At 63.7% G+C, this 10,914-nt stretch carries 10 protein-coding genes and 1 pseudogene; 9 read left to right on the forward strand and 2 right to left on the reverse strand.

Annotation, left to right across the window (positions count from 1 at the left end; all coding sequences use genetic code 11):
- The 4 genes and pseudogenes from B3873_RS13610 to B3873_RS13625 all read left to right on the forward strand — a co-directional run.
- A pseudogene (locus B3873_RS13610) lies at nucleotides 1–294 on the forward strand (F0F1 ATP synthase subunit beta); the annotation flags it as partial.
- 121 nt (nucleotides 295–415) lie between these two features.
- A complete protein-coding gene (locus tag B3873_RS13615) occupies nucleotides 416–838 on the forward strand; it encodes a F0F1 ATP synthase subunit epsilon (RefSeq protein WP_008332978.1) in 423 nt (140 codons plus the stop codon).
- Nucleotides 839–1,206: 368 nt separating this feature from the next.
- The gene (locus B3873_RS13620) at nucleotides 1,207–1,674 is read left to right on the forward strand and encodes a CoA-binding protein (RefSeq protein ID WP_286866680.1); all 468 of its coding nucleotides are present in this window, start codon (nucleotides 1,207–1,209) and stop codon (nucleotides 1,672–1,674) included.
- Nucleotides 1,675–1,726: 52 nt separating this feature from the next.
- A complete protein-coding gene (locus B3873_RS13625) occupies nucleotides 1,727–2,539 on the forward strand; it encodes a polyphosphate kinase 2 family protein (RefSeq protein ID WP_034330975.1) in 813 nt (270 codons plus the stop codon).
- Nucleotides 2,540–2,571: 32 nt separating this feature from the next.
- Here the strand turns inward: B3873_RS13625 and B3873_RS13630 are convergent, their stop codons facing one another.
- Both B3873_RS13630 and B3873_RS13635 read right to left on the reverse strand, forming a co-directional pair.
- Nucleotides 2,572–3,369 (reverse strand): transporter substrate-binding domain-containing protein, encoded by a 798-nt coding sequence (locus tag B3873_RS13630; protein ID WP_209533847.1) that lies wholly within the window; start codon nucleotides 3,367–3,369, stop codon nucleotides 2,572–2,574.
- Between the two features lie 62 nt (nucleotides 3,370–3,431).
- Nucleotides 3,432–3,620 carry a hypothetical protein gene (locus tag B3873_RS13635; RefSeq protein ID WP_151201150.1) on the reverse strand — a complete coding sequence of 63 codons (189 nt, stop codon included), beginning with the start codon at nucleotides 3,618–3,620 and terminating at the stop codon, nucleotides 3,432–3,434.
- Between B3873_RS13635 and hemE the strand changes: the two genes are divergently transcribed.
- The 5 genes from hemE to B3873_RS13660 form a co-directional block, all read left to right on the forward strand.
- Nucleotides 3,601–4,698 carry a uroporphyrinogen decarboxylase gene (gene hemE / locus B3873_RS13640; RefSeq protein ID WP_259433472.1) on the forward strand — a complete coding sequence of 366 codons (1,098 nt, stop codon included), beginning with the start codon at nucleotides 3,601–3,603 and terminating at the stop codon, nucleotides 4,696–4,698. The two genes, B3873_RS13635 and hemE, sit on opposite strands and share 20 nt — an antisense overlap.
- 717 nt (nucleotides 4,699–5,415) lie before the next feature.
- Nucleotides 5,416–7,599 carry a primosomal protein N' gene (locus B3873_RS13645; RefSeq protein WP_286866682.1) on the forward strand — a complete coding sequence of 728 codons (2,184 nt, stop codon included), beginning with the start codon at nucleotides 5,416–5,418 and terminating at the stop codon, nucleotides 7,597–7,599.
- 286 nt (nucleotides 7,600–7,885) lie between these two features.
- Nucleotides 7,886–9,619, forward strand: a complete 1,734-nt coding sequence (argS, locus tag B3873_RS13650; protein ID WP_286866683.1) for an arginine--tRNA ligase — start codon at nucleotides 7,886–7,888, stop codon at nucleotides 9,617–9,619.
- Nucleotides 9,620–9,640: 21 nt separating this feature from the next.
- Entirely contained in the window at nucleotides 9,641–10,309 is a 669-nt protein-coding gene (locus B3873_RS13655; RefSeq protein ID WP_039783537.1) for an SPOR domain-containing protein, read from the forward strand.
- A 107-nt stretch (nucleotides 10,310–10,416) separates the two neighbouring features.
- Nucleotides 10,417–10,914, forward strand: a 498-nt coding sequence (locus tag B3873_RS13660; protein ID WP_286866684.1) for a thiol:disulfide interchange protein DsbA/DsbL, incomplete at its 3' end; no start/stop codon positions are given.

Raw genomic sequence — 10,914 nt, forward strand, 5'->3', positions numbered from 1 at the left:
CTGCAGCGCTACAAGGAACTGCGCGACATCATCGCGATTCTGGGCATGGACGAACTGGCACCGGAAGACAAGCTGATCGTCGCCCGTGCTCGCAAGATGCAACGTTTCCTGTCGCAGCCCTTCCACGTCGCCGAAGTGTTCACCGGTTCCCCGGGCAAGTATGTTTCGCTGAAGGACACGATCAAGGGCTTCAAGATGATCGCCAGCGGCGAACTGGACCACCTGCCGGAACAAGCGTTCTACATGGTCGGTACCATCGACGAAGCAATCGAAAAGGCCAAGAAGATCAACTAAGACTGGCCATGCCGTCGCAGGCAGCGGGTGCGTAGCCCGGGCCGGTGGCGGCAGGTAAGTACACATTGATTCATTGGCGCCGCTCCTGTTCGCAGGAGCGGTCCATCGACTAGGAAACGACATGGCACATACTATTCACGTGGACGTGGTCTCGGCGGAAGAGGAAATCTTCTCCGGCGAGGCAGAATTCGTCGCGTTGCCGGGCGAAGCGGGTGAACTGGGTATCTATCCCCGTCACACCCCGCTGATCACGCGCATCAAGCCAGGTGCTGTCCGTATCAAGGTCGCGGGCCAGGCACACGAGGAATTCGTGTTCGTGGCCGGCGGTCTGCTGGAAGTGCAGCCCGACGCCGTGACCGTGCTGGCCGACACCGCCATCCGTGGTGCCGACCTGGACGAAGCCAAGGCCGCCGAAGCCAAGCGTCTGGCCGAGGAAGCGCTGGTGAACCGTGACTCCAAGATCGACCACGCCGCAGCCCAGGCCGAACTGGCCGCAGCAGTGGCACAGCTGGCCGCGATCCAGAAGTTGCGTCAGAAGCGCTGATCGGCAGCGGCGTTCTTCCTTGCGAAGCACGCCCGGCCCGGCAGCATGGCAGCACAGCATCACCGCAGGAATGCAGTACGTGAAAAGGCAGCTTCGGCTGCCTTTTTTCATGCGCGCTCGATGCGCTCGGACCGGCCTTCCTTTGGCCGCTCCCCGGGCTCACAGTGATTGCCGGGCTGACCAGGCCTGCCGGTTTCGGGCACTTTGAAACAATCTGCATCAAACCTTCCCCAATGCCGCGTCCACTGGCGCTGCGGCCACAGCCATCCTCGGGTAAAGTGCCCGGATGGTGAAGAAAAGAACCAATTCCTTCCAGCCAGATCATTTAAAGCATTCGCCCCTTTCAAACCAGCCGGACAGGAGCCCTCATGTCGCCAGCTGCACCCGCATCTTCCGCATCCCCTTCCACGGCCAGCCCGCGCCAGCACGGCAAGCCCATCATCGCCGTGGTCGGTCTCTCCAATCGTCCCGAGCGCGCCAGTTTCGACGTGGCGGCCTACATGCAGTCAGCGGGCTATCGCATCGTGGCCGTCAATCCCATGTACGCTGGCCAGACCATCCTCGGTGAGTACTGCCACGCCAGCCTGCAGGACGCCAGCGCGGCCTTGGCCAGTGATGGCTTGCGCATCGCCATCGTCGATTGCTTCCGCAAGTCGGCCGACATTCCGCCGGTGGTGGAGGAGGCCATTGCCATCGGCGCCGAATGCGTCTGGATGCAGCTCGACATCGTCCATGAAGAAGCGGCGGCGCGCGCCCGTGCCGCCGGGCTGAAGGTAGTCATGGACAAGTGCATCAAGATCGAGCACGCCATGGGCCAATCCCACGGCGTCTTGTAAGACGTCACCGGTGCCAACCGGAAATGATTTATAACGAAAAAAGCGAGACAGCATGGCAAAGAAAATCGGCCCGCAATTCATCGTCCATCCCAAGTTCGTCCTCAAGGAAAGTGAAGCCTCCACCAAGCCGCTCTCCAGCGGCGACAAGGAAACCGACCGCGCCACCGTGCAGCGCCTGGCAGCCGAGATCGGCCTGCAGCAGCAGATGCTCTACGCCGGCCACAAGCACAAGGTGCTGGTGATCCTGCAGGGCATGGATACCAGCGGCAAGGATGGCACCGTCAATGACGTCTTTGCGGCCGTCAATCCGCAAGGCATCCGCATCGCCAACTTCAAGGGGCCGACGGCCATCGAACTGGCGCACGACTACCTTTGGCGCGTGCATGCGCAGGTACCGGTGGCGGGGGAGATTGCCGTCTTCAACCGCAGCCATTACGAGGATGTGCTCATCACCCGCGTGCACGACTGGATCGACGACAAGGAGTGCAAGCGCCGCTATCGCCAGATCAACGACTTCGAACGCATGCTGTGGGAAACCGGAACGGTGGTGTTGAAATTCTTCCTGCACATTTCCAAGGCCGAGCAGAAATCACGCCTGCAATCGCGCATCGATGATCCCAACAAGCACTGGAAATTCGATCCGCAAGACCTGGCCGAGCGCAAGTTCTGGGATGCCTACCAGCAGCGCTACCAGGAGGTGCTGCGCCAGACCAGCACCCTGCACGCGCCCTGGTATGTGGTGCCGGCCGACTCCAAGACCCACCGCAACCTGCTGGTGGCCAATGTGGTCCTGGAGACGCTGCAGAAGCTCAAGCTGCGCTTCCCCGACCCCAAGCCCGAACTCAAGGATCTCAAGTTCGACTGAGGCCGGGCACGAGTCAACCGGCGCTTACTTGATCACTTCAGCCACTTGTCGAAGATGCGCTGGTATTCGCCGGTGGCCTTGGCCAGGTGCAGCCAGGTATCAACATAGGCCTTGAAGGCGACATCGCCGCGCGGCAGCAGGTAAGCCTTCTCGGCGAACTGCAGCGGCTGGTCAGGCTGCACCGGGCACAGTTCCGGATGCAGCTTGGATTGCCACAGGGTCTCGCTGGCATCGGTGACCATGACGTCGGCCTTGCCATCGATGATCTGCTGGAAGATGGTCACGTTATCCGGATGTTGGAGCAGGGTTGCATTCTTGTAGCGGGCCTTGGCAAAGCGCTCGTTGGTGCCGCCCGGGTTGACGATGGCGCGCGTGCCGGGCTGGTCGATCATGTCGAAGTTGCGGAACTTGTCCTTGTCGGCACAGCGGATGATGGGCGCTTTCCCATCCACCATGACCGGCTCGGAGAAGGCCGCCCTGCGGGCGCGATCGAGGGTGATCGAGACGCCGCCCATGGCCACGTCGCACTGGGCGATGAAGTCATTCATCAGGGTGCTCCAGGTGGTCTTGACGAACTGCGCCTCCACGCCCAGCGACTTGGCCAGCGCCTGGCCGAGTTCCACGTCCATGCCTTCGAAGGTCTGGTCGGGACGATAGTAGGTGAAGGGCTTGTAGTCGCCGGTCATGCAGATGCGCAGCTTGCCGGCCTTGATGACCTGGTCCAGGCGTGAGGCAGGGAGGGCGTCGTCGGCACGGGCCGCCGACAGCGTCAGGCAAAGCGACAGGGCGGCCAGGCCTGCGAGCAGGGCGGTGCGGATGATGGACTTCATGGAAGCTCCTCGTGGATGATGATGGACAGGGACGTTGGCATTGCATTCGGTCCGCTTCTTGTTCATTGGACATGCATGGGACCGGCTGGAGACAGCCGCACGATCATAGCAAAACCGCGCGCCACGACCTGCATCAATATCAGCGCACGCTGATAGCGACAATTAGCCGGAAGCCATGCGCGGAGGATGAGATAATGCCGGATTGTCGTCAGACCGCATTGCAGGCCGACCATGTCCTCCTCTTCTTCCATGTCCACCTTCGCTCCGCTCAAAAACGATACCTTCCTGCGTGCGCTGCTGCGCCAGCCCACCGACTACACGCCGCTGTGGCTGATGCGCCAGGCCGGCCGCTACCTGCCGGAATACCGCGCCACGCGCGCCCGTGCCGGTTCCTTCATGGGCCTGGCCACCAATCCCGACTACGCCACCGAAGTCACGCTGCAGCCGCTGGAACGCTATCCGCTGGACGCCGCCATTCTCTTCTCCGACATCCTCACCGTGCCGGACGCCATGGGCCTGGGCCTGTATTTCGCTGATGGCGAAGGTCCCAAGTTCGAACGCCCCTTGCGCGACGAGGCTGCCATTCAAGCCCTGCAGGCCCCCGATCTGGGCAAGCTGGACTACGTCTTCAAGGCCGTCACCCAGATCCGCCGCGAACTCGATGGCCGCGTGCCCCTGATCGGCTTCTCCGGCAGCCCCTGGACCCTGGCCTGCTACATGGTCGAAGGCGGCGGCTCGGATGATTTCCGCCTGGTCAAGAGCCTGCTCTATCGCCGCCCGGACCTGATGCACCACATCCTCAAGACCAATGCCGATGCCGTGGCCGCCTACCTGAACGCGCAGATCGCCGCCGGTGCGCAGGCCGTGATGATCTTCGATACCTGGGGTGGCGCACTGGCCGATGGCATCTACCAGCAATTCTCGCTGGCCTACATGCAGCAGGTGGTCAGCCAGCTGCAGCGCCAGCAGGATGGCCAGCAGATCCCGGTGATCGTCTTCACCAAGGGCGGTGGCCTGTGGCTGGAGCAGATCGCCGCCATCGGCGCCGATGCCGTCGGCCTGGACTGGACCGTCAACCTGGGCGAAGCCCGCCGCCGTGTGGGCGACAAGGTGGCGCTGCAGGGCAACCTCGACCCCAACGTGCTCTTTGCCGGTGACGACGCCATCCGCGCCGAAGTGCGCAAGCTGCTGGAGTCCTTCGGACGCCCCGGCGCCGGTAGCGGGCATGTCTTCAACCTGGGCCACGGCATCTCCCAGCACACCCCGCCGGAAGCGGTGGCGACCCTTGCGCAGGCCGTGCACGAGATCAGCCGCTCGCTGCGCGGTTGAACGTGCGCGTATCTGTCGTTATCTTTTCGTATTTGTGCAGTTTGCCAAGTCCATATGCACATTCGTGCCACTGGCGAGGGACTTATGCACATACAGGCAGAATTTTTGACTGAGAATCAAATTTATTTGAATATGAAGGATTGCGCAGAGGGCTTCTGTGTAACCCATTGATTTTATTGGGTTTAATTTTTTGGCTTGCAGAGGCGTTTTTGCTGAAACATGCACTGGCCGTGGCTTGCGAGCTTGTCAATAGGCAGTTGCCCACAAAGTTATCCACAGACGCTGTGTATAAGACCCAAAAGCGTTTACAAAACCGCTGCTTATCGAAATCTTTGAAGGTTTACTTTAAGTTTGTAGGACAGTGAGATAACGGCCTGCCGGCCAAAGCCGACAAAATTCTGTCGGTCAGGACTTGACAAACGCTGGGCACATTGCCCCTTGGTGCAGACTTATGCACACAGGAAGCACCAGCGCCATACGCAAAGCTTCCATGCAAAAATATTTTTCGTGCTTGAAGCCTCGGATGCAAGTCATTGATTTCATTGGCTTAATTTTTTGCCCTCGATTTGGGCAACGCATCGCAAGCCGCAGCCAGCCTGCGCGGGGCGATGTCAAGTGGCACTTGTCCCCAAAGTTATCCACAGCGTATGTGGATAGGTCCAAAAATGATGATGAAACCGGGGCTTAGCCCGGTTTTTCAGGATTGACTTTAAGTTCGTGGAACAACGCCTGCTCCAGGTGGCGCTCGATACGCCCCTGCATACCGTCTTCGATTACCGCTGGCAGCCGGCCACGCCGGAGGAGCCCATGCCGGCCATCGGCCAGCTGGTGGTGGTGCCGTTCGGCCGCCGCGAAGCCGTGGGTGTGGTCGTTGGCCATGCGGACCAGACCGACTTGCAGGCCGACAAGATCAAGGACGTCATTGCCGTGCGCCACCAGTTGCCGCCGATGTCGGCGCACTGGCTGGCGCTGTGCGGCTTCGCGGCCGACTACTACCAGCGCCCGCTGGGCGAGGTGATGCTGCCGGGGCTGCCCAAGAACCTGCGCGCCCTGACCACCGTAGCGCTGGACAAGGCGCTCAAGGCCCTGGGCCGTCTGGCCGCGCCCAAGAAGACCAAGGCGCGCCGCAAGACCCGCGCCGAGGCTGAAGCGATCACCGCCGAAGCAGCAGAACCCGGCCTGCAGGCTGCACCCGATCCGCTCGAGCTGGGTGAGGCACCGCCCCTGAACCCGGCCCAGCAACAGGCCGTGGACGCCATCGCCGGTGCCACGGGATTCGCGCCGTTGCTGCTGTACGGCGTCACCGGCAGCGGCAAGACCGAGGTCTACCTGCAAGCCGCCGCCGCCATCCTGCGCCGCGCGGCCGATGAGGCGGCACAGGGCAACAAGGAAGCGCCCACCGGCACGGTCGACCCTGGCCAGCCCGCGCCGGCCCCCGCGCAGATCCTGGTGCTGGTGCCCGAAATCAACCTGACCCCGCAACTGGAAGGCAACATCCGCGCGCGCTTCCCGCACCTGAACGTGGTGGCGCTGCACAGCGGACTGGCCGAGGGCGAGCGCGCCCGCAACTGGCTGGCCGCGCACCTGGGCCAGGCCCACATCGTGCTGGGCACGCGGCTGGCGATCCTGTCTTCGCTGCCGTCCCTGAAGCTCATCGTCATCGACGAGGAACACGATCCCTCCTACAAGCAGCAGGAAGGCCTGCGCTATTCCGCACGCGACCTCGCGGTGTGGCGGGCGCACCAGCTCGGCATTCCGGTGGTGCTGGGCTCGGCCACGCCCTCGCTGGAAACCTGGCATCACGCCCAGGCCGGCCGCTACCGCCGCCTGGAGCTGCGCCAGCGCGCAGCCCAGCAGGCGGTGCTGCCCACCGTCAAGGTGATCGACATGGAGCGCGACAAGCCCGTCGATGGCCTCACCGCCGGCCTGATCGCCGCCGTGCGCAAGCGCCTGGAGCAGGGCGAGCAGTCGCTGCTGTTCCTGAACCGCCGCGGCTATGCGCCGGTGCTGGCCTGCGATGCCTGCGGCTGGATCAGCAACTGCATGCGCTGCGATGCCTTCATGGTGGTGCACCGGCCCGAGCGCCGCCTGCGCTGCCACCATTGCAGCCTGGAACTGGCCATCCCGCGCGCCTGCCCGACCTGCGGCAACGTCGACCTGCAGCCGCTGGGGCGCGGTACCCAGCGGGTGGAGGAGGGATTGGGGGCGATTTTCCCCGGCGCGCGCGTGTTGCGCATCGATGCCGATTCGACCCGCCTGAAGGGCTCGGCCCAGAGCGCCTTCGACAGCGTGCACCGAGGCGAGGTGGATATCCTGGTCGGCACCCAGATGGTGGCCAAGGGACACGATTTCAAAAAACTCACACTGGTGGGCGTGCTCAATCCCGATACGGCGCTGTTCTCGCACGACTACCGCGCCAGCGAACGGCTCTTTGCCCAGTTGATGCAGGTGGCCGGCCGCGCCGGACGGGCCGGGCTGTCCGCCGATGGCAGTTCGGGCGAGGTGCTGATCCAGACCCGCTATCCGCATCACCCGCTGTACCAGGCCGTGATGCGCCATGACTACGACGGCTTTGCCGGCGACCTGCTGGACGAGCGCCGCCAGGCCCATTTCCCGCCCTTCATGTACCAGGCCCTGCTGCGCGCCGAGGCGCGCGAGCTGGATACGGCCATGGCTTTCCTGAAGGAGGCCGCCGCCCTGTTGGACGCCCCCGCCATCACCATCAACGAACCGATCCCCATGACCATGATGCGGGTGGCCAACGTGGAGCGGGCGCAGTTGCTCATCGAATGTCCATCACGCCCGGCGCTGCAAGGCTTCCTCAAGCACTGGCTGGCCGAGTTGCGCCAACTGAAGACGCGGGTGCGCTGGTCGCTTGAGGTCGATCCGGTCGATATATGAAGGCAGCCCGGCAGCAGGCGGGCCCCCGGCGCATCGTGAAATGCCGGGTGAAGTTTGTTGCAAAATTGACCTAAGCGCGTCCAAGCGCGGCTGCACGCTTTGTTGTGATTGCGCCATCTTTATGGAACAGAGAGCTTGCCTGTGTGCAAGCTGCTTGCTCGGGCAGCCAACATGGTGCGCCTAGCCGGTATAATCTCGGCTGCTCAACCAATTGCAAGCGATCCCTCCGCGCGGCGCAGCCTGCCAGACCAGCGGCTCGGCCGCTTCCGCTTTACCCCTCATTCCCATGCTCGCACAACAGAAACAACGCATCTCCGACCTGTTCTCGTCCGCCTTGCAGCCGCTGCTGGCTGATAGCGGCCTGACCCCGACCATTACGCTGGAGCGTCCGCGCGATGCCTCGCACGGCGACATCGCCTGCAACATCGCCATGCAGCTGGCCAAGCCGCTCAAGAAGAACCCGCGCGAACTGGCGCAAGCCATCGTGGCCGCCGTCATGGCCGACCCGGCGCGCGAAGGCCTGGTGGAATCCGTCGAGATCGCCGGCCCCGGCTTCATCAACCTGCGCGTGGCGGCTGCCGCCAAGCAGGCGGTGGTCCAGGTGATCCACGAACAGGGCGAGGCCTTCGGCCGTGGCAGCCTGGGCGCTGGCAAGAAGGTGCTGGTCGAGTTCGTCTCGGCCAACCCCACCGGTCCGCTGCATGTGGGCCATGGCCGCCAGGGCGCGCTGGGCGATGCGCTGTCCTCGCTGCTGGAAGCCCAGGGCTATGACGTGCTGCGCGAGTTCTACTACAACGATGCCGGCGTGCAGATCGCCACGCTGGCCACCTCGGTGCAGGCGCGTGCGCGCGGCTTCAAGCCGGGTGATGCCGAGTGGCCCGAGTCGGCCTACAACGGTGACTACATCGCCGATATCGCCCGCGACTTCCTCGACAAGAAGACCGTCTCGGCCAGCGACGGCGAACCCGTCACCGGCAGCGGCGATGTGGAAGACATGGAATCGATCCGCCGCTTCGCCGTGGCCTACCTGCGCCACGAGCAGGACCTGGACCTGCAGGCCTTCGGCGTGAAGTTCGACAATTACTACCTGGAGTCCTCGCTCTACGCCGACGGCAAGGTGGCCGCCGCCGTGGAGGCGCTCATTGCCGCCGGCAAGACCTACGAGCAGGATGGCGCGCTCTGGCTGCGCACCACCGACTATGGCGACGACAAGGATCGCGTCATGAAGAAGACCGACGGCACCTACACCTACTTCGTGCCCGATGTCGCCTATCACATCAACAAGTGGCAACGCGGTTACGGCAAGGTCATCAACATCCAGGGCAGCGACCACCACGGCACCATCGCCCGCGTGCGCGCCGGCCTGCAGGCCGCCGGCGTGGGTATCCCGCAGGGCTATCCCGACTATGTGCTGCACAAGATGGTCACCGTCATGCGCAATGGCGAAGAGGTCAAGATCTCCAAGCGCGCCGGTTCCTACGTCACCCTGCGCGACCTGATCGAATGGTCGGCCGGCGAAGCGGTCGAGGGCGAAGCACGTGACCTCACGCGCGGCCGCGATGCGGTGCGCTTCTTCCTCATCTCGCGCAAGGCCGATACCGAGTTCGTCTTCGACGTCGACCTGGCCCTGGCGCAGTCCGATGAAAACCCGGTCTACTACGTCCAGTACGCGCATGCCCGCATCTGCACCGTGCTGGGCAAGTCGGGCGTGGATGAAGAAGCGCTCAAGACCACGGCCGACCTGTCGCTGCTGACCGCCCCGCGCGAAGCGTCGCTCTTGGCCAAGCTGGCCGAGTATCCGGACATGCTGGCCCATGCCCTGCAGGAACTGGGACCGCACCAGGTGGCCTTCTACCTGCGCGATCTGGCAGGGGAACTGCATAGCTACTACAATGCGGAACGCGTGCTGGTCGACGATGTCCCAACCAGGTCTGCACGCCTGGCGCTGTTGTCCGCCACCCGCCAGGTGCTGCGCAACGGCCTGGCATTGTTGGGCGTATCGGCTCCGGCCAGAATGTAAAACAAGCAGCTAAAGAGAAACGTGAAACCGTTGAACGCGAAATATCACAAGCAGGCCGGCGGTACGCTGCTCGGCCTGATCCTGGGTTTGATCGTCGGCCTTGGGATCGCCGTGGGTGTGGCACTGATGATCACCAAGTCGCCCATCCCCTTCGTCAACAAGGTGACGCGCCCCGAGCGCGCCGACCCGACGCCGGCCCAGGCGGCCGACCCCAACCGTCCGCTCTACGGCAACCGCGACATCGCCCGCGAAGCAGCGCGCGACCAGCAGCAGTCGCAGACGCCGGTGCCGCCCAATACGGCCGCCGCGCAACCGGTGCCGCCGGTAGCGCCGACACCGCAGGCCAGCCCGGCCACGCCGGCTCCGTCCAAGTCCGACAGCAAGACGGCTGACGCCAAGCCCTCGGCCACGACGCCTGCGACCCCGGCCGCCAAGAACGACACCAACGACGACAAGTGGACTTACTTCCTGCAGACCGGTGCCTTCCGCGACCAGGCCGACGCCGAAAGTGCCCGCGCCAAGCTGGCCCTGCTGGGCTTCGAGGCCAAGGTCACCGAACGCACGGCAGACAGTGGCGTGCTTTACCGCGTGCGCATCGGTCCCTTCGAGCATGCGGAGTCGATGAACCGCACGCGCAGCAAGCTGTCCGATAACGGGGTCGATGCCGCCATCGTGCGCATCCCCAAATAAACAGATCGCACCGTGGATGCCGGCGGCAGGGGATAACCGACCGGCACGACGGGCTTGGAACGGCCCCAGGCCGATTCCGCCGACTATCCATCAGAGAGGGTAATACCATGCGTTTCCATCAAAAGCTGCTGGCTGCGGTCAGCTTCGGCGTACTGGCTTTCACCGCCAGCGTTGGCGCTTCGGCCTCGCCGGCCAATCCGCAAGTGGGCAGCGACTACCGTGTGCTGGAGCAGGCCCAGCCGACCGATTCCGGCAACAAGGTCGAAGTCACCGAGTTCTTCTGGTTCGACTGCCCGCACTGCGCGGCCTGGGATCCGTCGCTGACGGCGTGGGTCAAGAAGCAGGGCGACAAGATCAGCTTCAAGAAGGTGCCGGTGGCCTTCCGCGACAGCTTCGTGCCGCAGCAGAAGCTCTACTACACGCTGGAAGCCATGGGCAAGGCCGATGAGCTGACCCCCAAGATCTTCCAGGCCATCCACGTGGAAAACCAGCGCATCAACACCGACAAGACCATCCTGGCCTACATCGAGAAGATCGGCCTGGACAAGCAGAAATTCCTCGCCCTGTACAACTCCTTCGGCGTGCAGACCAAGGCCCGCCGCGCT

This window comes from Herbaspirillum sp. UBA812, from assembly GCF_002296545.1.
Taxonomy (GTDB): Bacteria; Pseudomonadota; Gammaproteobacteria; order Burkholderiales; family Burkholderiaceae_D; genus Herbaspirillum; species Herbaspirillum huttiense.

Bases quoted from the DNA above. Each gene is read 5' to 3' on its own strand.
- argS (WP_286866683.1), top strand. From the start codon at position 7,886: ATGCTCGCACAACAGAAACAACGCATCTCCGACCTGTTCTCGTCCGCC.
- B3873_RS13635 (WP_151201150.1), bottom strand. From the start codon at position 3,620: ATGGAAGAAGAGGAGGACATGGTCGGCCTGCAATGCGGTCTGACGACA.
- hemE (WP_259433472.1), top strand. From the start codon at position 3,601: ATGTCCTCCTCTTCTTCCATGTCCACCTTCGCTCCGCTCAAAAACGAT.
- B3873_RS13625 (WP_034330975.1), top strand. From the start codon at position 1,727: ATGGCAAAGAAAATCGGCCCGCAATTCATCGTCCATCCCAAGTTCGTC.
- B3873_RS13620 (WP_286866680.1), top strand. From the start codon at position 1,207: ATGTCGCCAGCTGCACCCGCATCTTCCGCATCCCCTTCCACGGCCAGC.
- B3873_RS13630 (WP_209533847.1), bottom strand. From the start codon at position 3,369: ATGAAGTCCATCATCCGCACCGCCCTGCTCGCAGGCCTGGCCGCCCTG.
- B3873_RS13615 (WP_008332978.1), top strand. From the start codon at position 416: ATGGCACATACTATTCACGTGGACGTGGTCTCGGCGGAAGAGGAAATC.